The organism is Sphingobacterium rhinopitheci (assembly GCF_022627575.1).
Taxonomy (GTDB): domain Bacteria; phylum Bacteroidota; class Bacteroidia; order Sphingobacteriales; family Sphingobacteriaceae; genus Sphingobacterium; species Sphingobacterium rhinopitheci.
Genome location: NZ_JADEYQ010000011.1, coordinates 58,541 through 81,583, shown reverse-complemented (window position 1 = coordinate 81,583; position 23,043 = coordinate 58,541). Strand labels below are relative to the sequence as shown.

The following is a 23,043-nucleotide window of genomic DNA, read 5'->3' as shown; positions in this document are numbered from 1 at the left end:
CTAAATGGCCGCCTTATTTATTATAAACCTAATATTTCTCTATTAAAAGCAGCATCTGCCCCGGTAGAAGCAAAATCATCAAATGCTTTATCCGTGACGCGGATAATATGATCTTGAATAAATTTGGATCCTTCAGTAGCACCATCGATTTGATTTTTGATGCAACACTCCCATTCCATCACTGCCCAACCATCATAACCATATTGCGTCAGCTTACTAAAAATCTTTTTAAAATCTACTTGACCATCCCCCGGAGAACGGTACCTTCCGGCACGATTCAACCACGATTGATAGCCCCCAAATGTCCCTTGCTTTCCTGTAGGATTAAATTCAGAATCCTTTACATGGAACGCTTTAATACGCTCATGGTAAAAATCTATATACTGTATATAATCCAATTGTTGAAGTACAAAATGTGATGGATCGTACAACAAACAAGCCCTAGGGTGATTATTGACCTTCTCTAAGAACATCTCATAAGTTACCCCATCAAATAAGTCTTCGCCAGGATGTATCTCGTAACAGACATCGACACCCGCTTCATCGAAAGCATTCAAAATAGGTGTCCAACGACGTGCTAGTTCCGTAAATGCTTCATCCACCAATCCTTCAGGGCGTTGTGGCCAAGGGTGGAAATATTGCCACAATAAAGAGCCACTAAACGTAGCATGCGCTTTCAATCCTAAATTTTGTGACGCTTTAGCTGCATATTTTAATTGCTGTACAGCCCATTCTGTTCGTGCTTTAGGATTATTACGGTATTGTACAGGTGCAAAAGCATCAAACATCTTGTCATAAACGGGATGTGATGCTACCAATTGTCCCTGCAAATGTGTAGAGAGCTCCGTTATCTCTAATCCTATCTCTTGTAATTTGCCTTTATACTCATCAGCATAGGTTTTACTCTCCGCTGCTTGTTGCAAATCAAAATATTTAGGATCGCCAGTAGGGATTTGTAACCCTTTAAATCCTAATGATTGTGCCCATTTACCAATATTTTCAATAGAGTTGAATGGCTCCTCCTCTGCTATAAATTGTGCTAAAAAAATTCCAGGTCCTTTGATTGTTTTCATTATAATCTAAGCTTTTCATAAAGATATAAGATTATTCTATCTAATTCAATCAAAAAATTAATTCCCTTTATTATTCTTTTGCTCAATCCATAAGGACATATATTTTGTCGCATTTACCTGCTGTTGTTGCAAAATCTGACCGATAAAGTTTTGTCTTCGAAGCGTCTCTATTTGTTCTTTACTTTTACGTAACCAATTTAATAAAACTGCCGAATGCGCCGTATTTGCTATAGTTGAATTATATATACTGAAGCCTAGTTGTTGTAGCGTATTCCATTTTTCATCATTCAAATACAATTCTATTGCTGCATTAATGAATATCGAATCTTCATCAGCAATAATCCCACCCCAGCTATCATCGAGCATCATATTTTCGGCTCCTATGGAAGTGGTGACAGATGGCGTACCGGCATACATCGCATCGACAAATTTTCCTTTAGCGCCAGCACCAAATGGAATGGGTGCTAATAAAACACGGTATTGCTCTAATGTTTCTCTCGCGTCTTCAGCCCTTCCTTTTATGAAGAATCGCTCTTTGGGATTGTGCAATTGATTGACCTTCTCCGTAGCATAGGCGCCATATATATGAAGTTCTGCCTGCGGTAAGCTCTTTCGTAGCTTAGGCCAAATATGGCGCTTTAAGAGCTCCACAGTTCGCCAATTAGGCTCATGAATAAAGTTCCCAATAAACACAAAATGTGCTCTTTCTCCGACTTCTTTTCTATGAATAGGATACTCCAATCTATCTTCCTGAAATGGTAAATAAAAAAGACGCTCCGCATCCACCTTAAACTGCTCTGCCAACAGATTCATCTCATGATTAGAAATAATCAAGGACAGATCGGAGCGCAGAATAGAAGCAATCTCACGCTTGGTCGTTTCATGATATATATTTACGGGCAAATTCTTTTTAAATGCTTCTTGCCTTGCTAATCGTAAAAAATGTAAATCTTCGGTATCTAAGATGCGTAAGGCGTTGGGTGCATTTTCAACAACACGCCAACCATACTGCTCTTCTACCATAAAACGATCAAAAATAACGGCATAAGGATCTAAAGATGTAATAAATCGATCAAAAGAAGAATCATTGAGCTTAATATCATGTTCTATTACACCTAAAGCATTCAAATCATAAGAATAAGGGGACTTTGATGCGGCCGATGCAAAATGCACCTCATACTCTTGCAACAAAAGTTTTACCAATTGCAAAATACGCCACCCGGCCGCTGAGGACGTTGGCTCAGGCCACACTAAACCAATAAACAAGATTTTTAACATGTATAAATATATGGGGAATAATATTTTTAACTATATTTAGATTTACAAATCTAAGAAACAATTAATTAAACCAGATAATGACTTCTTTACAAATTATTGAGGATAGTACCGTCTATGATGCCATAGTGGTAGGTTCTGGAGCTGGAGGTGGAATGGCAGGCTATATATTAGCAAATGCAGGCCTTAAAGTGTTGATGCTAGAGGCTGGACCTTTCTTTGACCCCGCGAAAGATGCTTTACAACTAAGATGGCCTTATGAATCACCACGAAGGGGTGCTAGTACAACAAGACCATTTGGCGAATTTGATGCTGCTTTTGGAGGTTGGCAATTAGAAGGCGAACCTTATACAACAGAGACCGGAACAGAATTTGATTGGTTCAGAGCTCGTATGCTAGGTGGCAGAACAAACCATTGGGGACGTATTTCTTTACGAATGGGGCCTGATGATTTTAAACCTAAAGATGGATTAACAGATGAATGGCCTTTTTCGTATGAAGAGGTTAAGCCTTTTTATGACCGTGTAGATCGATTAGTAGGTATATATGGTACAGTAGAAAATCTTCCTAATGAGCCGGACGGAATATTTCTCAAACCTCCTGCCCCTCGACTCAATGAACATTATATCATGCGCGGTGCAGAGAAATCTGGCGTAAAAGTGATCCCAGGTCGTGGTGCTGTCTTAACAGAAGCTCTACCTGGAAATAAAGATCGTGGTACTTGTTTCTACTGTGGTCAATGTGGCCGTTCCTGTAAAGTATATGGTGACTTTTCTTCTTCTTCGTGTTTAGTAATTCCTGCCATGAAAACCGGTAATTTAACCGTTATTGATAATGCTATGGTGCGCGAAGTATTAACGAACGACGAAGGCCTAGCAACAGGGGTATCTTACGTGAATACAAAAGACCTAAAAGAATATTCTGTAAAAGCTAAAACGATTATCCTAGGTGCTAGTGCTTGTGAGAGCGCTCGCTTAATGCTGAATTCTAAATCTAAAGCACACCCTGGTGGCGTAGGAAATAGTACGGGATTGGTGGGAAAATATCTGCATGATTCAACAGGTGCAGGTCTTGGAGGTTTTCTACCACAGTTGTTGGATAGAAAGCGTTACAATGAAGATGGTGTTGGATCAGTACACGTATATTCTCCATGGATACAAGGGAATAAAAAATTAGATTTTGCGCGTGGTTACCACATTGAATATTGGGGTGGTATGCATATGCCGTCCTATGGTTCACATCATGGTATTCAAAATTATAATAACAAAGTACCTCGTACAGATGGGATGCCACAAGAAAGTGGTGGATATGGTGCAGCCTTAAAACAAGATTATAGAAGATTTTATGGTGCTAGTGTAGGTATGGATGGTAGAGGAACGGCCATTGCACGCAAAGAGAATTATTGTGAAATTGATCCCACTAAAGTAGATAAATTTGGTATTCCTATATTAAAATTCAATTATAAGTGGTCTAATGAGGAGATTAATCAAGCCAAACATATGATTGATACTTTTCAAGAAATCATGCATAATATGGGCGCTGTAATTACATCGGGTATTCCTGGAGCAGACACACTATATGGCCTAGCAACACCAGGGAAAATTATTCACGAAGGGGGAACTACCCGTATGGGAAATGATCCCAAAACATCAGTTTTGAATAAATGGGGCCAAGCACATGATTGTAAAAATTTGTATGTCGTAGATGCAGGACCATTTGTTCAGCAAGGAGATAAAAACTTAACATGGACAATTTTGGCCCTTTCTATGCGATCTGCAGAACATATATTAGAACAGAAAAACAAATTAAACAGCTAATAGTATGAACAGAAGAGATACCTTAAAAGCATTAGGTTTGTTAGCTGCAGGATCTGCAGCCGTATTAGCAAACAATTCGTGCGATAGCAAAGGAAACAAAACTCCAGCTCTAACTGATGCTGCAGATAAGATGCCTGGCATACAGGAGTTTGAATATGAGCGTACAAAACAGCTGTATGAAGAGACTTACTTTAATGAACATGAGATGGCTACGATTACGGTTTTAGCAGATATTATCATTCCTAAAGATGACAAATCACCAGCAGCATCTGAAGTAGGTGTTCCAGAGTTTATCGAATTTATTGTTAAAGATATTCCCGATCACAAATTACCTATGCGCGGCGGGCTGAAATGGTTAGATGTATATTCGTTGAATAACTTCAAAAACGTGTTTATCAATTTGAAACCCGAGGAACAAATTGCAATCGTGGATGAAATAGCTTACCCTTCAAAAGCAAAACCAGAAATGGCACAGGGTGTCAATTTCTTCAATAGAATGCGCGATTTAACTGCTTCAGGATTTTACACGAGTAAAGAGGGAATTGCAGATTTAGGATATGTCGGTAACCGACCAGGTGTATGGACTGGTGTTCCTCCAGACATCCTTAAGGAACATGGATTCCTTTCTTAAAATATATCAATAGCAGATAAGCCGGATTACTTGATGTAATCCGGCTTCTTTTTTACCTACTAAAAAGTATTTTGTACTTTTGTAAATCAAAATCAAAGATAAGATGCTAGGTTTAAAATTATTAACAGATCCTCGATGGGCTAATATAGCGGAATCAAATTTAGAAGAAATCTTGACAGATCATGCTTGGTGTGAGCAGAAGGCTGCTTCAAATGCTATTAGTTTGATTACACAAAATCCCGAATTTGAAGATTTGGTGCACGAACTTACGGATATAGCTATTGAAGAAATGGAACATTTCAAAATGGTTATTAATATCATCCATGAAAAAGGATATACATTGGGCCGTGAGCGCAAAGATGATTATGTAGGACAACTAATGAAGTTCCTTAAAAAGGATGGCTCAAAAAACCAAGCATTTATAGATAGGCTATTATTTGCCGCTATGATTGAAGCACGTAGTTGTGAAAGATTTAGAGTATTATCACAAAATATCAAAGACAAAGATTTAGCTAAATTTTATCATGATTTGATGGTTTCCGAGGCCAATCACTACACTACATTCTTAAATTTCGCACGTAAATATGCAACAGATATTAATGTAGATAAGCGCTGGAAAGAATGGTTAGATTTCGAAGGCCAGCTGATTCAGTCGTACGGAACAAAAGAATATATTCACGGATAAATAACAAAAGGGAGGTATAAATACTTCCCTTTCTCTTGTAGATCTATTTATTAATCTATATTAAGAAATAGATAACGATTTGCTCTTATTTTTGTTATAAATAAAAAGGAGAACTATTATGTTAGAATTAGGAATAGGGATGTTTGGTGATCTTCAGATAGATCCAACTACAGGAAAAATTCAATCTGCTCAACAACGTCTTCAAGAAATAATTGAAGAAGTGAAATTAATGGATCAAGTTGGTTTAGACTTCTTCGGCATGGGCGAACACCATAGAGAAGATTATGCTGTAGCTTCTCCCGAAATAATATTAGCAGCAGCAGCTTCTGTAACAAAAAACATAAAATTAGGTTCTGCAGTATCTGTTATCAGCTCCACAGACCCTGTAAAACTATACAAAGACTTCGCAACGGTAGATTTAATATCAGGTGGTAGAGCCGAAATAATGGCTGGTAGAGGTTCTTTTATTGAGTCTTTCCCTGTATTTGGTTACGATTTGAATAACTATAGTGAATTGTTTGAAGAAAAATTAGACTTACTAGTAAAATTAAGAACTAATCCTACCATAAATTGGACAGGGAAATTTAGAAAGTCATTAATAAATCAAGACATATATCCTAGACATACTGAAAATGGTCTTCCAATATGGGTTGCCGTAGGCGGTACTACCTCTTCTGTAATACGTGCTGGGAAATTGGGTTTACCGGTTATGTTTGCAATCATAGGTGGTGCATGGGAACAGTTCAAACCTTTATTTGAAATGTACAAGCAAGCATACGAGGATAACGGCCATGATATGTCTAATTTTCAAGTGGGTGTACATATGCATTCATTCTTTGGGGAAGACAGCAATCAAATAGCCGCTAGCTACTACCCTACTTATTCGGCACAGATGAATAGAATTGGCGCTTCAAGAGGGTGGCCTCCATATCAAAGGACACAGTATGATTTTGGCAGATCACCATTAGGCCATTTAGTCATTGGAGACCCAAATGAAGCGATAGATAAGATCTTGAAAATACAAGAAACATTTGGATTGACTAGGTTCTCAGCACATATGGATGTCGGTAGCCCTGATCATAAAGACATGATGAAATCTATCGAAATTTTCGGAACCAAAATAGCGCCAAAAATAAAAGAAGCCACAAAATAGAATAAGTGCCGATAATAGTATTATCGGCACTTATCATGTGATATGCTTGTAAACTAATCATATTAAGTTTTAAAAATAAGTGTATACTACTGGGTAAAATATACTATTATTTGAAGCTCTACAATAGCTAACCTACACATCAAATATTCTAAACTAGTCGTTAACGTTTAGCGCAATAAACGATAGTATATAGTCATCAAACAGCAGTTTATTAGCCACAAATTCAAAATATAATTCCTTTTAACTATTATTTCATACTATGATTTATAACGAATAGTACTTAAATTTGTGTATTATGGTGACGCAAACAACATCAGGTATTACAATTTCTGTAGAATGTATTTATCAAGAAGAATACTCTAACCCTTCTAACATGCATTATATGTTTGCCTATCGCATAACCATCGAAAATAATTCTCCATATACAACACAATTGATTAATCGTCATTGGGATATTTACGATGCTATAGGCGCATACAGCCAAGTCGACGGCCCTGGCGTGGTAGGTAATCAGCCGGTATTAAGCCCCGGCGAATCACATCAATATGTTTCGGGATGTAACCTAAAAAGTGAATTTGGGCATATGCACGGCTATTATACGATGCGCAGAGAAATTGATGGTGAATTATTTGAAGTAGAAATACCAAAATTTAATCTTATAGCCTCGTATAAATTAAATTAACAATATAGTGTAAAAAACTATTATTCCTCATCATTTTCAGCAATGTAGAAAGATAATTTACGTATTTTTGTACTTGGGTAATTATGTCTAAGGAAAAATATACTGCTTTAATTTTAGGTGCTAATGGGTTAATTGGTACAGCACTTCTCCAACTATTATTGGAGAATGATCAATACGCTTGTGTATATACCGTATCAAGAAAAAAACTACCTTTTGAGGATGATAAGCTTATTCAAATTATAGCAGACTACGACAATATACTACCTCAAATAAATACGGTTAAAGTAGATCACTTTTATTGTTGTATAGGAACTACTAAAAATAAAGTAGCCAATGAGCAAGAATACTATAAAATAGATCACGACTACCCTATTATAGTAGCTAATTGCTTAAAAAATAATGGCTGTAATACAATTAACATTGTTTCCAGTATTGGTGCGAACAGCAACACTACAAACTTCTATTTAAAACTTAAAGGTAAAGTAGAACAAAGCGTAATAGCACTCCATTTTCAATCAACAAATATTTTCCGCCCTTCCCTATTAATTGGCAAACGTAGCGAAAAACGATTATTCGAAAGTATAGCGCAACGCTTGAGCCCTCTAATGAATATATTATTAATAGGAAAACTAAAGAATTATCAAAGTATAAAGGCCAGTGTAGTAGCTTCAGCGATGCTGAATATTACACTTAAAAATAAAATAGGTACACACATATACCAAACAGAAGAAATTAAAGAAAACGCGTGAGTATATTAAGCACAGAACAAATTGGTCACTCCTTCAATGATAGGTGGCTATTTAAAGATTTACATTTTGGTTTACTTAAAGGTGATCGAGTGGCATTGGTAGGAATCAATGGTACAGGAAAATCAACCTTGTTAAAACTATTAGCGGAAATCTTCCCTCCTCAAGCAGGTAAGGTCGTAAAAGAAAAAGGTATTAGAATTGGCTACTTGCCGCAGGAACCAAGCTTTGAAGGCCTTGAAACCATCAATGATTTTATCTTCAGTGCTGACAACGAACAGCAACAACTGATAAAAGAGTATGAAGAGGTTATTGAAAGCGAACCTATTGACGAGAACAAATTAGCTATTATTACGGACAAGCTAACCGAATTAGATGCTTGGGAATACGAGTATAATATCAAAACTATTCTCAATAGACTTTCCATATCTAACTTTGACCAAAAAATAGATAGCCTTTCTGGTGGACAGAAAAAGCGCCTTTCATTAGCTAAACTATTAATAGATGAACCTGATGTATATATACTAGATGAGCCTACCAACCATTTAGATATTGAAACAATCGAATGGTTAGAAAAGCTTTTGACAACAGGTCAAAAGACAGTGCTATTGGTTTCTCACGATAGGTATTTCCTAGACAGTATATGTACAGAAATAAGAGAATTAGACAAAGGCACCCTATTTACATATAAAGGAAATTACGCCTATTTCTTAGAGAAAAAAGCAGATCGTGAATACAATGATGTATTATCGGCAGATAAAGCGCGCAACCTACTGACAAAAGAATTAGAATGGATGCGTCGTATGCCAAAAGCGAGAGGTACAAAATCCAAGGCCCGTATTGATGCATTCTATGAATTAGAAGATAAAGCGCAAGGACCACGTAGCCAAGATAAGGTTCAATTAAGTGTAAAAGTATCTAGACAGGGCTCTAAAATATTGGAACTAGAGAATGTATCAAAAACCTTTACGACTAAAAAATTAATCGACAACTTTTCTTATGTATTCAAAAAAGGAGATCGTATTGGTTTAGCTGGAAAAAATGGATCTGGAAAAAGTACATTTTTAAACTTGATTACTGGAGAGCTTCAACCAGACAGTGGAACTATAGAAATTGGTGAAACCACAAAATATGGATACTACCGTCAGGGAGGTTTACAATTTACCGACAACGAAAGAGTATTGGATGTCGTTAAAAATGTAGCTGAATATATCCAGATGGCAAATGGTGATACACTTACTGCCTCCCAATTGCTAACATTATTCCTCTTCCCTCCTCAAAAACAATTTGGCCTAATAAACAAATTGAGTGGAGGCGAAAAGAAAAGATTACAATTGATGCGTGTGTTAATGGCAAATCCGAACTTCTTAATTCTCGATGAGCCTTCCAACGATCTTGATATTGATACCCTAAATGTACTGGAGGAATTTTTAATAAACTACCCTGGTGTTTTAATATTAGTATCACACGATAGGTATTTAATTGATAAACTTACAGAACAACTTTTCATCTTTGATGGAACTGGTCATGTTACTATATATAATGGTAACTACGCTGATTTTAAATATGAGCAAGAACTAAAATCAAAAGAAGAAAAACTTAATAGTAAAAACAAAAAAGAAACTGTAGAAGTTCCAATACAAAAAGCAGAAGAAAAGAAAAAGCTTTCATACAAAGAACAACTAGAACATGAATCCTTGGAAAAGGAAATTGATACTATTGAAGTAGCAATAAAAGATAAAACAGCTGAATTGAATACAGAGAGTGATCACTTGAAGTTATCTGAGCTGGCGGACGAAATTAAAAAATTACAAACCATACTGGATGCTAAATCTGCAAGATGGTTAGAATTATCAGAATACATGTAAACTGTTTCACGTGAAACATGTAAAAAAAACACATGTTTCACGTGAAACTAATTTGAAGCTATGTTTAATAAATATAATGTAATAGTCGTAGGTGCAGGTCATGCGGGTTGTGAAGCTGCTGCAGCGGCTGCTAACTTAGGATCTTCTACCCTACTAATTACAATGAACATGGGAGTTATTGCTCAGATGAGCTGTAACCCTGCAATTGGTGGTGTAGCAAAAGGACAAATTGTAAGAGAGATAGATGCGATGGGTGGATATACCGGTATCATTGCAGATAAATCTACCATACAATTTAGAATGCTTAATAAATCTAAAGGCCCCGCTATGTGGAGTCCACGAACCCAAAATGACAGAATGCGTTTTGCTGAGGAATGGAGATGGCAACTAGAATCATTACCTAACTTAGATATTTGGCAAGACACCGTTAAAGAAGTAATCGTAGAAAATGGCATAGCTAAAGGTGTAATAACATCTCTTGGTATTCGCATAGAATCCGATGCTGTCGTTTTAACGAATGGTACTTTTTTGAACGGTATAATTCATATCGGCGAGAAAAAATTTGGCGGTGGTAGAACGGGAGAAAAATCAGCTACCGGTCTGACCGAACAACTCGTATCATTAGGCTTCGAATCAGGAAGAATGAAAACAGGTACTCCTCCGCGCATTGATGGAAGAAGTCTAAATTATTCCTTGATGGAAGAGCAATGGGGCGATACGGAAAAAGGAAGATTTTCATATACTGATGTAGAGATGCCAACAGAGCAACGCTGTTGCTGGATTACTTATACGAATGATAAAGTACATGAAATTCTAAAAACTGGGTTTGAAAAATCACCTATGTTTACGGGACGTATTAAAGGCCTTGGACCAAGGTACTGCCCTTCTATTGAAGATAAAATAAACCGTTTCGCAGAAAGAGATCGTCATCAGATTTTTGTTGAACCTGAAGGTTTCCGTACCGTAGAAATTTATGTCAATGGATTCTCTACTTCCCTACCTGAAGATGTACAGCAAAAAGCACTACGATTAATTCCAGGATTTGAAAATGCTAAAATGTACAGACCAGGATATGCGATAGAATATGACTATTTCCCACCGATGCAATTAGACCTTACATTGGAGACATTGCGCGTTAAAAATCTATTCTTTGCAGGACAAATAAATGGTACTACAGGATACGAAGAAGCAGCTGCACAAGGATTCATTGCTGGTGTAAATGCACATCAAAAAATAAATGATCTTCATGAGTTAATTCTAAAAAGATCCGAATCATATATAGGTGTATTGATAGACGACTTAGTAACAAAAGGTACAGAAGAACCATACCGAATGTTTACTTCACGTGCCGAACACAGGTTACTATTACGTCAAGATAATGCAGATATACGATTGACTCCTATCGCCCATAAACTGGGACTAGTATCGGATGAGAGATTACAAAAAGTAGAGGACAAAGTAAAAAATGCAGATCACTTAATTGAGTTTATGAAAAACAATTCTGTTTCTCCTGAACACATGAATCCCATTTTAGAAAGAGAAAATTCCAGTGTCCTTACACAAAAAGCACGCTTATTTAATGTCTTAGTAAGACCTCAAGTAAGTATACAAAATATTGCTGAAGCAGATACTGCCTTTGCAAATGAGCTGGGTAAATTTGATTTAGAAACTATAGAACAAGCAGAAATAAAAGTAAAGTACGAAAGCTATTTCGAAAAAGAATTGGAAATAGTTAATAAGATGAAAAAAATGGAGGATAAAGAAATTAATCCAAATTTTGATTATTCTTCATTAACTTCGTTATCTATAGAAGCTAGAGAAAAATTATCTAAAGTAAAACCCCGTACGCTAGGACAAGCTTCCCGTATTTCGGGAGTTACACCTTCGGATATTAGCGTATTGATGGTTCATATGAGTTAATAAAGCTCAAAAAAAAAGATAATATTAGTGATATAAGAAATTAAATACATTTATGGCGAATACTAAAAACAATACTTTAGATCACACATTGGGTTGGAAATTCAGTCTTCCAAAGTTTATGCTCCTACCCTTTTTGATACTTATATCACTAAGTCTTTTTCGTTGTGCTAATATGCAAAGACCTACTGGAGGACCGAAAGATTCAATCCCGCCAAAAATTCTAAGCGAGATACCACCTAACTTTAGCACAAACTTCAACTCAAAACAGATTGTTTTGCAATTTGATGAATACATCAAATTAACGAATCCAAATAAAGAATTTAGTATATCTCCAGATGTAGACAAACAACCAGAATATAAGGTAAAAAAGAAAAGTCTTCATATTATACTTCCTGATTCATTAGAAAAAAATACAACCTATACCATAAATTTTGGTAAAGGATTAGTAGATTATAATGAAGGCAATGCGCTTATTAATTATAGTTACGTATTTTCTACAGGCCCCGTATTAGATTCATTAATGATAAGTGGTAGTGTGAAAAATGCTTTTACAAAAATATTTGATGAAAAGGAAGATAAAGATGTGCGTGTACTATTGATACCAACTAGTCAAGATTCAATATTTGGTAAAAAGAAAGCTAATATATATACTACAGTAGATACCTCAGGAAATTTTACATTTAAAAATTTAAGAGAAGATACGTATAGAATCTATGCACTAAAAGAACAAAATAACGATAGAATATACAATAGCCCCGAAGAATCAATTGGTTTTTTGGCAGACAGTATAGTTCTTAATAAAAATATAGCGAATATAAAATTAGAATACTCTAAAGGCAATCCACAAAAATTTAGAACGATCGATAAAAAAATAGAAAAAGATGGACAGATTTTATTAATATTTAATCAACCCATAGACACTCCTATTATCACTATCATAGATCCTAGTGACTACAATGCTGATAAAAGAGTACGCTTCTCTTCGACAAAGGATTCAGCTTTTATATTCGTAAAGAATTTAGAGTTTGACTCTATAAAATTCGAAATAGCAAATAATTTAAGAATATTAGATACAACAGTAATACGGAAGTCTAAAAATCAAAAATTTGAGAAAGTAATAGTCCCTATTACAAACTTTACAAATAAAGTTGACCGCATTAAACACATTACAATTACTTCAAAATACCCTATTGATAATGCGAATAAAGATAAATTTATCTTAAAAGAGGATTCTGTAGAAAGACGTAATTTCCAATTGCAAAAGGATAGCTTAGATGCTAATTTATACCACTTACGTTTTAACTGGAAACCTAAGAAAAACTATGAATTAGTATTACAAGAGAAAGCTTTGGTAGGTCCATTTGAAGAATTCAATAAGGAAGAAAAATATAACTTTACATTCAACGAAGCTGATAACTATGGAGATATTAAATTCAACATCAGCAATCTAGATTCTAACGAACAATATATAGTAGAATTAATAGATGATAAAAATAATAAAGTCATAAATTCTAAAATTCTAAATAATACCAATGAAGTAAACTATATAAAATTTCCGGGAGGAAAATATAGACTACGTATTATAAAAGATATTAATAAAAATGGTCGTTGGGACGGAGCTGATGTATATAATAAAATACAGGCTGAACCAATATGGTATTTGGATAAACCATTTACCATACGATCAAACTGGGAACAAAATGAAAATATCAGTGTACAATTTGATAACGATTAATACCTAGTAATAAAGTATTTCTTAAAGAAGAAATTTCATAAAAAAGGCTTTTGCTAATTGTAGCAAAAGCCTTTTTTTTAGGCTAAAAACAGATCTTACATCAAATTTAAAAAATAGCCCTCAGTACCTCCTATTTCATAATGCCTATTAATCATTTAATGCTCTGTACAAAAAAATCAATCTAACATCAATAGCATAAATGCAATTTATTACATACAATATAAGAATAGAAAATATCCTATCTATGAAAATTAAGTAGAAAAATATGCTGAGTAATCAGTAAAACAACCCTATAAAAAAGGTAATCTATAGACTAGATAGATTCAATTTAAATAAAGAAAAAATAATACCTACCGAATGGAAATAGAGAACTTATACTGAAAATAGAATATAAATAATTGATTAATATAAAAACAAACAAAAGATATTATGGGAAACCTGGTATTGTAAATAAAAATATAATATCAATCTATATAATACCTATAAATTGATGGAAAAATACTAATCCATAAACCAAGAAGAATACATGACATAATTATGAGGTAACTTTTGTAATAAAGCTTTTTGTTCATCCGTCAAAGGTTTAATTTTTTTTGCGGGAACCCCAGCATATAAATAACCAGATTCACATACCGTATTTTCCAATACTACAGTGCCAGCTGCAATAATTACATTTGATTGAATTAAAGCTTGATCCATTATGATAGCCCCCATTCCAATAAGCGTATAATCCTCAATCTTACAGCCATGAATTAACGCATTGTGACCAATATTAACATAATTACCTATGTCTGTACCATTTTTTTCATAGGTCCCGTGTATCGTAACATTATCCTGTATATTGGAGTAGTTACCTATTTTGATGTAATTTACATCAGCACGTACTACGGCATTGAACCACACAGAACAATGATGACCTATGCTAATATCGCCCACCAAAGTACAGTTAGGAGCCAAAAATGTATGTTCACCAACAACAGGAAAAGAATCCTTTACAGGTAAGATAAGTGCCATAATTATACAATTGTATCTTTTAAAATGTCAGAATGATTTGGATAATCAGTTGTATAATGCAATCCCCTACTCTCTTTCCGAAGCATAGCAGATTTAACAACCAAATAAGCAACTTGAATTACATTGCGCAACTCACATAATTTAACCGATAATTTTGTTCTTTTATAGAAAAATTCAGTTTCTTCATACAAAAATCCTAATCGTCTTTTAGCACGTTCTAATCTAAAATCAGACCGAACAATACCAACATAATCGGACATAACTTTTTGCAATTCTCTTAAATTATGTGTAACTAAAATATCCTCATTTAGAAGTTTTGTATTGGAGTCATCCCAATCTGGAATATTATCCTGATAGGATAAATTTTTAAAATTAATTAAACACTGTACGAAAATTCTATGTCCATATACTGCTGCTTCTAGTAATGAATTTGAAGCTAAACGATTGGCACCATGTAGCCCGGTAGAAGAACATTCTCCACAAGCATATAAGTTATGAATAGAACTCGCTCCATTTTCATCCACCATAATTCCACCACATAAGTAATGCGCTGCTGGCGTAACAGGAATAAAATCTGTTGTCATATCCAGTCCTATAGAAAGGCACTTTTCGTAAATATTAGGAAAATGAGAAATCAATTCTGCTTTAGAACGATGTGTTATATCGAGATAAACATAATCCAAACCAGATTTCTTCATTTCATTATCTATTGCTCGCGCCACAATATCGCGCGGAGCCAATGATCCACGTGAATCATACTCCTCCATAAAAGATTCGCCATTAGCACGGCGAAGAATACCACCAAAACCTCGAACGGCTTCAGAAATTAAAAATGCAGGGTATTCTGCAGGGTTATATAATGCTGTTGGATGGAATTGGATAAACTCCATATTACGTACTTTTCCTTTAGCCCTATATACCATCGCTATACCATCACCAGTAGCAATCGTTGGATTCGTAGTACTAGAATAGATATGCCCTGCCCCACCGCTAGCCATTAGCGTCACCTTTGCCAAAATTTTTTCTACCACATTAGAAACAGTATTTAAAGCGTAAATACCATAACACGAAATGTCTTCAGATTTCTTATCCACGTGAACACCTAAATGATGTTGGGTGATCAAATCTATAGCGAAATAATGTGTCAAAATTTCAATATTTGGATGCTCGTGAACCTTCGCTAATAAAGCGCGCTCAATTTCATATCCCGTTATATCTTTATAATGTAAAATACGATGGGCTGAATGTCCACCCTCTTTTGCTAAATTATACTCCCCAGAATCCTCCTTATCAAAGGAAGTTCCGTATGCAATTAATTCGGAAATTCGGTCCGGTCCTTCCTTTATTACGTTTTCCACAATTTGTGGAGAACACAATCCGTCACCCGCAATTAATGTGTCATCTATATGTTTTTGAAAACTATCTGCTTCATTTGTAACCACTGCAACGCCTCCCTGGGCATATTTAGTGTTAGATTCATCCTCGTTAGATTTTGTAACTATTAACACTTTACCAACATTTGCAGCTTTTAATGCAAAAGTTAACCCTGCAATGCCGGATCCAATAACTAAAAAATCGACCTTCTTTTCTAACATACTTTCTTAATTCACTAATTACACCAACAATATTAACAAATAATGTGGAAAACGTGTATACAAATGGTGAATTAAAAAGGAAAACTATTTATTATTCCACATTCCACGTGAAATACAAACATTTTCCTACAAAATTTACCCCACTTTGCCACGTGATATTAACATTTTATGAACAACAATTAATTCACATAAAAATATGGAAAGAAAAAAACGTGAAACATTAGCGCACTGAAAATCAGTATATCATATAGGTCTTGATGTTTATAACATGTGGATAACTGTATAGTAAGTCAAAAAAAAAATCAAAAGCACCTATGTTCTCCACATTTTCCACACACTAATAAACAATAAGTACTATTTTATATAAAAGAATTATTATTTATTGAAAAAAAGGAATGTGAATTTCGTTTGAATTTCTTTGTTTACTTTTGTGATGTGGAATACTCAAGAAATATGTTGATTACTCCCAAAATTAACCGAAATACAAAAACAGAGAATGAATACAATTTTCGAAAGAGATTTAGAAGCAAAAGGCTTTATCGATTTGCCTATTGATCCAAGTATTGATTTGGTGGAGGAAATTAAAAAACTAAAAAAGGAAAAAAATGCTGTTATTTTAGCCCATTACTACCAGGAAGCAGAAATTCAGGATTTGGCGGATTATATTGGGGATAGTTTAGGGCTATCTCAACAAGCTGCTAAGACTGATGCAGATGTTATTGTTTTTGCGGGAGTTCATTTTATGGCTGAAACGGCAAAAATTTTGTCGCCTACCAAAAAAGTGCTTCTACCGGACTTAAAAGCGGGTTGTTCATTGTCGGATTCGTGCCCTGCACATTTATTTGCAAAATTTAAAGCGCAATATCCGGACCATTTGGTTATAACTTATGTAAATTGTACGGCAGAATTGAAAGCTTTATCTGATATTGTGTGCACTTCGAGCAATGCGGTACAGATTGTAGAATCTCTTCCTGCGGAACAAAAAATAATTTTTGGCCCAGATCGTAATCTCGGCGATTACGTAAAAAAGAAAACTGGTCGTGATTTGGTACTTTGGAACGGTGCATGCATGGTTCATGAAATTTTTTCACGTGAAAAAATTGATAAATTGAAAGCGGATAATCCAGGCGCAAAATTTATTGCTCATCCGGAGTGCGAGGAACATATTTTGGTAGATGCAGATTATATTGGTTCTACATCAGGGATGTTGAAATTTACGATCGAAGATTCATGTGAAACATTCATTGTGGCGACAGAATCTGGAATTTTACACCAAATGCAAAAAGCTAGTCCGTCGAAAAAATTTATTCCTGCTCCACCAAATAATTCTTGTGCATGTAATGATTGTCCACATATGCGATTGAATACTTTGGAAAAATTATATAATTGTTTGAAATATGATTTGCCCGAAATTACGCTTCCTGAAGATGTAATTGCTAGGGCGCAAAAACCTATTGAAAGAATGTTGGATATTTCAGCAAAATTAGGGTTATAATATTTTTTAATTAATTGTTAAAACGATATTTGCACGCATGACGTTATGTCATACGTGCAAAATTTATCCTTTTTAATACTATTACCTAGTAATTAAATAGGGTTTTAGGTTGGATTTTTTTAGGTGTTAACTAATTGTTAATGGTATTATTAAATTAACAATATTGATAATAATTTTACAATTTTGATAATATAACTTTTATTTTCGTCAATGTAAAATTAACAATATAATAATGAAATTTGTAACCTTGTTTTTAGGCAAAATTAAGGTAGGTCAAGAAAATGTGATTCTAGTCTGATATCTTTTTGGAATTAACTATAAGGATAATTGATAAAATCACTTTTTATAATTAATTCAAATTGAAAAGCTATTAAAGAGCTAATAATCGTTCAAATACTATTATTTTTTGATGGTAATTAGGTTCGATGCTTTTCTAAATTTAATTACAAAATTGAAGGTAATCTACTATTTTGCTGATCATTGTTTATTACAATTTAAATACAAAGTTTATTAAGGCCTCAATTTTGCTTTACCTAAATTTGCAAATTAAATTGTAATCTGCAAGTTTTATATAGATAAAAATTATAAATATGTTTGAAAATACAGATAAAACATCTTTGAATGAGTTAGGTGAATTTGGGTTAATCCAGCATTTAACACAAGCTGTAGAGTTAACGCAATCTTCTACAATTAAAGGAATTGGGGATGATGCCGCAGTATTGGATTTTGCGAATAAGAAAACTTTAATATCTACTGATTTACTGCTAGAAGGTATACATTTTGATTTGCGCTATGTTCCTCTTAAGCATTTAGGATACAAAGCAGTACAGGTAAATTTATCGGATATCTATGCCATGAACGGTATTGCTTCGCAAATAACTTTTTCTATAGGTTTGTCTTCAAAATTTCCACTAGAAGCTGTTGAAGAGATCTATGAAGGCGCTTTGATAGCTTGCAAAAAGTTTGGTGTCGATCTAATTGGTGGTGATACTTCTGCTTCTGCCCAGGGATTAGTTTTATCTATTACAAGTATCGGTTATGCAGACGAAGATAAGGTAGCTTACCGTTCTGGCGCTAAAGAAGGTGATTTATTATGCGTTTCAGGTGATTTGGGTGGTGCTTATGTAGGTTTACAATTGCTAGAAAGAGAAAAAAATATTTTCTTAGAAAATCCTAATATTCAGCCTGATCTAGAAGGTAAAGATTATATAGTAGAACGTCAATTAAAGCCTGAAGCGCGTAAAGATGTAGTGGAATTATTAGAACATCTTGGTATTAAGCCAAATGCTATGATTGATGTTTCTGATGGCTTAGCATCGGAGATTTTACACTTGTGTAATGCTTCTAATGTAGGTTGTAAATTGTATGAGGAGAAAATTCCTATTGACCCTATGACATATGAAACAGCGCGTGATTTTGGATTGGATCCTACTGTTTGTGCGTTGAGTGGTGGTGAAGATTATGAATTGTTATTTACCGTTCCACAATCTGATTATGATAAAATAAAAGGTCAATTGGATATTTCTGTAATAGGTTATATAACCGAACAAAATGCGGGTAAAGAGATGATTTCTAAATCTGGTCATGTACATGAGATAAAAGCTCAAGGTTGGAATGCTTTTAAGCGTTAATACTAGGTTTTATAAAAATAATTAAAGGTTAATATAGCAGTATATTAGCCTTTTTTATTGCCATAATCTTTCTTAACTTTAAAGAAACCAACTGTAATAAGTTATGTCGGAATTATTGTGGGTACCTACAGAACAGTCTAAGATTAATTCCGTCATCTGGAATTATAAAGAGTATATTGAAAAATCATATAATTTATCTTTTGATAATTATCATGAAATGCAGCTGTGGTCAATAGCGCATATAGATAAATTTTGGACTAGCATAATTAATTACTTTAAAATTTCTTATTCCGGGACTTGCAAGCAGGTATTGCAATGGGATCATGCGGATCCTGATTTTACCGCAGCAAAGTGGTTTGAGGGAATTTATTTAAGCTATTCCGAGCATATATTTAAGCAGAAATCTCAACTTCGACCAGCTTTAAAATACGCCAATGAAAATCATACGTATACCGAAATAAGTTGGCATGAATTGGAAGAGATGGTGAGTTGTGTACAACAATATTTGATAAAAAAAGGAATCGTCAAAGGTGATAGAATAGTAGGAATATTAAATAATACTATTGAAACAATAGTTATCTTTCTAGCAGCGAATAGTTTAGGTGCTATTTGGTCCTGCTGTTCTCCTGATTTTGGCGATAAAAGTATGGTCGATAGATTCCTACAAATAGATCCTAAAATACTCTTTTATCAAAGCTCTTATCAATATAACAGTAAGATTTTTTCAAAGAAAGAATCAGCAATTTTTTTAAAGGATTCTATTGAATCTTTACAAGATATAGTGGATATAAATGCTTCCGAATGGACATCAATATTTGAAGATTATGACCCTAGACCACTTTCTTTTGAACGAGTAGAATTTGATCATCCGATATGGATTTTGTACTCTTCTGGTACTACAGGTAATCCTAAAGCCATCACGCACCGAACTGGCGGTAATTTAATAGAACATTATAAAGCGTTAGCACTGCATCAGAATGTTAAAGTGGGCGACAATTTTTTGTGGTATTCGACAACTGGATGGATGATGTGGAATTATGCGCTCTCCTCCTTATTATGCGGGGCTACCTTATGCTTATTTGATGGTATTATCAATCATGATAATCATCAAACATTTTGGAATTTCCTTAGACGTGCTGAAGTTGATCATTTGGGAGCCGGAGCTGTCTATTTTAATAGCATTGCAGATTTAGTGTCGACGGATTATGTGCCTCATGTAATTGGTTCAACGGGATCTCCTTTATCTGCAACCACGTTTCAAGAGTTGCAAATAAAATTTCCAAACGTTCATATTATATCCTTGAGCGGTGGTACCGATGTATGCTCTGCCTTTCTCACGGGATCACAATGGTTACCTGTCTATGCTGGATTGTTACAATGTGTGGCATTAGGAGCGGATATCGTTGCTATGAATGAACATGGGGAAGTCGTAGAAGATGAGGTGGGTGAATTGATCATACGGAAACCGATGCCTTCTATGCCTATTTATTTTTGGAATGATAAGGATAATATCAAGTACAAAGAAAGCTATTTTACTAAATTTAAGCAGTTATGGTCACATGGTGATTGGATAAAGATAATACCCCACAAAGGCATAATAATATACGGTAGATCTGATGCTACTTTGAATCGTGGCGGTATCCGTATGGGTACTGCAGAGCTATATAATACCGTTAATATTATTCCTAATGTATCGGATAGTTTAGTGATTGCGGTAGATAAAGAAGATGGTTCTGCTGTCATGATTTTATTTGTCCAATTACGTAATAATCAAATATTAGATGAAAATTTTTCTAGCTTAATAAAATCAAAATTGCGTACTCAAAATAGCCCCCGTCATGTTCCTGATATTATTTATCAAGTACAGGATATTCCCTATACATTAAGTGGTAAGAAGTTGGAATTACCAGTAAAAAAGATCTTCTCAGGGATTTCTTTAGAACAGGCTGTTGCCAAAGATATTATGCGCAATCCTGCATGTCTAGAAGAATACCAAAGAATTATGTCTGGATAACACCTACATTATAACGTGCGATATTAGGATTCTGATTTGCTGCTTCTATTCCCATGGAGATTATTTGTCGTGTTTCTATAGGATCTATAACACCATCAACCCACAATCTCGAAGCCGCATAATAAGGATTTAATTGTTCTTTGTATTGATTTTCAATTTCATCTAATAATGTTTTTTTATCTTCATCAGACAAACTTATTCCTTTAGCTTTTAATGTAGCTTCTTTGATTTGTAACAATGTCTTTCCTGCAGATGATCCACTCATAACAGCTATTTGGGCCGTAGGCCATGCATATATTAGGCGCGGATCATAGGCTTTGCCACACATCGCATAATTGCCCGCTCCATAACTATTACCTACTATAAACGTAAATTTTGGAACGACAGAATTTGCCATCGCATTAACCATTTTTGCACCGTCCTTTATAATTCCTCCATGTTCGGATCGTGAGCCTACCATAAATCCTGTTACATCTTGAAAAAATACTAAGGGAATCTTCTGTTGATTACAATTCATCATAAATCGTGCTGCTTTATCGGCTGAATCGGAATATATAACCCCTCCCATCTGCATTTCCTCCGAATTTCCAGGTTTTTTCGCTTTTACGACTTTACGTTGATTCGCTACTATTCCTACTGCCCATCCATCTATTCGTGCTAATGCACATATTATCGTTTTTCCATAATCCTTTTTATATTCTTCCAAAGAATCTTTGTCCACGATTGCATTCAAGATAAGACGCATATCATAAGGTTTTAATCGATCTTCAGGCAGGTTTTTATAGATGGTTGCAGGATCCAATGCCGGTAAAACGCTATCAATTCTCGAAAATCCTGCTTTAGTAGTATCGCCAAATTTATCTACTATATTTCTAATTGCTTCTAAGCATGATTCATCATTAGGATATTTATTATCTGTTACGCCGGATATTTCTGAATGTGTAGATGCCCCTCCTAAAGATTCGTTATCAATAGTTTCGCCAATAGATGATTTTACTAAAAATGATCCTGCTAAAAATACCGAACCGGTTCCCTCTACTATCAACGCATAGTCTGACATAATGGGTAGGTAAGCACCCCCAGCTACACAAGCCCCCATTATAGCCGATATTTGGGGTATTCCCATGGACGATAGCTTTGCATTATTACGAAATATCCTTCCAAAATGTTCTTTATCAGGAAATATATCCTCTTGCATTGGAAGATAAACTCCCGCTGAATCTACTAAGTAAATAATTGGAATATAGTTTTCCATCGCAATTTCTTGTGCCCTTAAGTTTTTCTTCGCAGAAATAGGAAACCAAGCGCCTGCCTTTACAGTAGCATCATTGGAAACAACTATACAAAGTCTGTTTTTTATGTATCCCAATACAATAGCAACTCCGGCATTGTTACATCCTCCATCCTCTTTGTACATATTATCACCAGCAAATGAACCTATTTCTACATAAGGTTTATTTTTATCTAAAATATAATCTATGCGCTCCCAAGCGGTAAGCTTTCCCATTATTTTGTGTTTTTTTATCTTAGAAGTTCCTCCACCTAAGTATAGATTACTTCTTTTTTGCTGTAATAAACTCAATAATTTTTCCATAGAATATATAATTGATGGTGTTTTAATATGTTAAATATTTTGAATTAATTTATAATAAGATGAAATTAAATTTATAATTATGATATTTATATTGCGATTATAAAGTAATTATAAA

17 protein-coding genes are annotated in these 23,043 nt (G+C 34.6%); 12 read left to right on the top strand and 5 right to left on the bottom strand.

Annotation, left to right across the window (positions count from 1 at the left end; genetic code table 11):
- Positions 1–20: 20 nt before the first annotated feature.
- Both IP023_RS11105 and IP023_RS11100 read right to left on the bottom strand, forming a co-directional pair.
- Positions 21–1,073: a sugar phosphate isomerase/epimerase family protein gene (locus tag IP023_RS11105; protein WP_241790351.1), complete on the bottom strand. Its 1,053-nt coding sequence runs from the start codon at positions 1,071–1,073 to the stop codon at positions 21–23.
- Between the two features lie 57 nt (positions 1,074–1,130).
- The gene (locus tag IP023_RS11100; RefSeq protein WP_241790350.1) at positions 1,131–2,351 is read right to left on the bottom strand and encodes a glycosyltransferase family 4 protein; all 1,221 of its coding nucleotides are present in this window, start codon (positions 2,349–2,351) and stop codon (positions 1,131–1,133) included.
- A 77-nt stretch (positions 2,352–2,428) separates the two neighbouring features.
- On the opposite strand from IP023_RS11100, the gene IP023_RS11095 reads away from it, so the two are divergent.
- From IP023_RS11095 to IP023_RS11055, 9 genes are all read left to right on the top strand, one after another.
- A complete protein-coding gene (locus tag IP023_RS11095) occupies positions 2,429–4,165 on the top strand; it encodes a GMC oxidoreductase (RefSeq protein WP_241790349.1) in 1,737 nt (578 codons plus the stop codon).
- Between the two features lie 4 nt (positions 4,166–4,169).
- Complete coding sequence (locus IP023_RS11090; RefSeq protein WP_241790348.1) at positions 4,170–4,796, top strand: gluconate 2-dehydrogenase subunit 3 family protein; 627 nt, start codon at positions 4,170–4,172, stop codon at positions 4,794–4,796.
- Between the two features lie 103 nt (positions 4,797–4,899).
- Positions 4,900–5,481 carry a tRNA-(ms[2]io[6]A)-hydroxylase gene (gene miaE, locus IP023_RS11085; RefSeq protein ID WP_241790347.1) on the top strand — a complete coding sequence of 194 codons (582 nt, stop codon included), beginning with the start codon at positions 4,900–4,902 and terminating at the stop codon, positions 5,479–5,481.
- A gap of 118 nt (positions 5,482–5,599) precedes the next feature.
- Entirely contained in the window at positions 5,600–6,634 is a 1,035-nt protein-coding gene (locus IP023_RS11080; RefSeq protein ID WP_241790346.1) for an LLM class flavin-dependent oxidoreductase, read from the top strand.
- A 295-nt stretch (positions 6,635–6,929) separates the two neighbouring features.
- Positions 6,930–7,316, top strand: coding sequence for a Co2+/Mg2+ efflux protein ApaG (gene apaG, locus IP023_RS11075; RefSeq protein ID WP_241790345.1), 387 nt, complete (start codon positions 6,930–6,932; stop codon positions 7,314–7,316).
- 83 nt (positions 7,317–7,399) lie between these two features.
- Positions 7,400–8,065 (top strand): NAD-dependent epimerase/dehydratase family protein, encoded by a 666-nt coding sequence (locus tag IP023_RS11070; RefSeq protein ID WP_241790344.1) that lies wholly within the window; start codon positions 7,400–7,402, stop codon positions 8,063–8,065.
- Positions 8,062–9,930 carry an ABC-F family ATP-binding cassette domain-containing protein gene (locus tag IP023_RS11065; RefSeq protein ID WP_317224546.1) on the top strand — a complete coding sequence of 623 codons (1,869 nt, stop codon included), beginning with the start codon at positions 8,062–8,064 and terminating at the stop codon, positions 9,928–9,930. Before IP023_RS11070 ends, IP023_RS11065 begins: the two co-directional genes overlap by 4 nt.
- Positions 9,931–9,990: 60 nt before the next feature.
- The gene (mnmG, locus tag IP023_RS11060; RefSeq protein WP_241790343.1) at positions 9,991–11,850 is read left to right on the top strand and encodes a tRNA uridine-5-carboxymethylaminomethyl(34) synthesis enzyme MnmG; all 1,860 of its coding nucleotides are present in this window, start codon (positions 9,991–9,993) and stop codon (positions 11,848–11,850) included.
- A 52-nt stretch (positions 11,851–11,902) separates the two neighbouring features.
- On the top strand, positions 11,903–13,585 hold the full coding sequence (locus IP023_RS11055) for an Ig-like domain-containing domain (protein WP_241790342.1): 1,683 nt from the start codon (positions 11,903–11,905) through the stop codon (positions 13,583–13,585).
- A 501-nt stretch (positions 13,586–14,086) separates the two neighbouring features.
- Here the strand turns inward: IP023_RS11055 and IP023_RS11050 are convergent.
- Together IP023_RS11050 and nadB are read right to left on the bottom strand one after the other, a co-directional pair.
- Positions 14,087–14,599 (bottom strand): gamma carbonic anhydrase family protein, encoded by a 513-nt coding sequence (locus IP023_RS11050; RefSeq protein ID WP_241790341.1) that lies wholly within the window; start codon positions 14,597–14,599, stop codon positions 14,087–14,089.
- A gap of 2 nt (positions 14,600–14,601) precedes the next feature.
- On the bottom strand, positions 14,602–16,194 hold the full coding sequence (gene nadB / locus IP023_RS11045; RefSeq protein WP_241790340.1) for an L-aspartate oxidase: 1,593 nt from the start codon (positions 16,192–16,194) through the stop codon (positions 14,602–14,604).
- Between the two features lie 496 nt (positions 16,195–16,690).
- Between nadB and nadA the strand changes: the two genes are divergently transcribed.
- The 3 genes from nadA to IP023_RS11030 all read left to right on the top strand — a co-directional run bounded on the left by nadA (position 16,691) and on the right by IP023_RS11030 (position 21,334).
- Positions 16,691–17,689 (top strand): quinolinate synthase NadA, encoded by a 999-nt coding sequence (gene nadA, locus IP023_RS11040; protein WP_241790339.1) that lies wholly within the window; start codon positions 16,691–16,693, stop codon positions 17,687–17,689.
- Between the two features lie 590 nt (positions 17,690–18,279).
- Positions 18,280–19,320, top strand: a complete 1,041-nt coding sequence (gene thiL, locus IP023_RS11035; protein WP_241790338.1) for a thiamine-phosphate kinase — start codon at positions 18,280–18,282, stop codon at positions 19,318–19,320.
- 103 nt (positions 19,321–19,423) lie between these two features.
- Entirely contained in the window at positions 19,424–21,334 is a 1,911-nt protein-coding gene (locus IP023_RS11030) for an acetoacetate--CoA ligase (protein ID WP_241790337.1), read from the top strand.
- Here IP023_RS11030 and IP023_RS11025 read toward each other — a convergent pair.
- Positions 21,321–22,928, bottom strand: a complete 1,608-nt coding sequence (locus IP023_RS11025) for an acyl-CoA carboxylase subunit beta (RefSeq protein WP_241790336.1) — start codon at positions 22,926–22,928, stop codon at positions 21,321–21,323. The genes IP023_RS11030 and IP023_RS11025 overlap by 14 nt on opposite strands.
- Positions 22,929–23,043 lie beyond the last annotated feature (115 nt).

Bases quoted from the DNA above. Each gene is read 5' to 3' on its own strand.
- IP023_RS11050 (WP_241790341.1), bottom strand. From the start codon at position 14,599: ATGGCACTTATCTTACCTGTAAAGGATTCTTTTCCTGTTGTTGGTGAA.
- thiL (WP_241790338.1), top strand. From the start codon at position 18,280: ATGTTTGAAAATACAGATAAAACATCTTTGAATGAGTTAGGTGAATTT.
- mnmG (WP_241790343.1), top strand. From the start codon at position 9,991: ATGTTTAATAAATATAATGTAATAGTCGTAGGTGCAGGTCATGCGGGT.
- miaE (WP_241790347.1), top strand. From the start codon at position 4,900: ATGCTAGGTTTAAAATTATTAACAGATCCTCGATGGGCTAATATAGCG.
- nadA (WP_241790339.1), top strand. From the start codon at position 16,691: ATGAATACAATTTTCGAAAGAGATTTAGAAGCAAAAGGCTTTATCGAT.
- IP023_RS11090 (WP_241790348.1), top strand. From the start codon at position 4,170: ATGAACAGAAGAGATACCTTAAAAGCATTAGGTTTGTTAGCTGCAGGA.
- IP023_RS11095 (WP_241790349.1), top strand. From the start codon at position 2,429: ATGACTTCTTTACAAATTATTGAGGATAGTACCGTCTATGATGCCATA.
- IP023_RS11105 (WP_241790351.1), bottom strand. From the start codon at position 1,073: ATGAAAACAATCAAAGGACCTGGAATTTTTTTAGCACAATTTATAGCA.
- nadB (WP_241790340.1), bottom strand. From the start codon at position 16,194: ATGTTAGAAAAGAAGGTCGATTTTTTAGTTATTGGATCCGGCATTGCA.
- apaG (WP_241790345.1), top strand. From the start codon at position 6,930: ATGGTGACGCAAACAACATCAGGTATTACAATTTCTGTAGAATGTATT.
- IP023_RS11055 (WP_241790342.1), top strand. From the start codon at position 11,903: ATGGCGAATACTAAAAACAATACTTTAGATCACACATTGGGTTGGAAA.
- IP023_RS11030 (WP_241790337.1), top strand. From the start codon at position 19,424: ATGTCGGAATTATTGTGGGTACCTACAGAACAGTCTAAGATTAATTCC.
- IP023_RS11070 (WP_241790344.1), top strand. From the start codon at position 7,400: ATGTCTAAGGAAAAATATACTGCTTTAATTTTAGGTGCTAATGGGTTA.
- IP023_RS11080 (WP_241790346.1), top strand. From the start codon at position 5,600: ATGTTAGAATTAGGAATAGGGATGTTTGGTGATCTTCAGATAGATCCA.
- IP023_RS11025 (WP_241790336.1), bottom strand. From the start codon at position 22,928: ATGGAAAAATTATTGAGTTTATTACAGCAAAAAAGAAGTAATCTATAC.
- IP023_RS11100 (WP_241790350.1), bottom strand. From the start codon at position 2,351: ATGTTAAAAATCTTGTTTATTGGTTTAGTGTGGCCTGAGCCAACGTCC.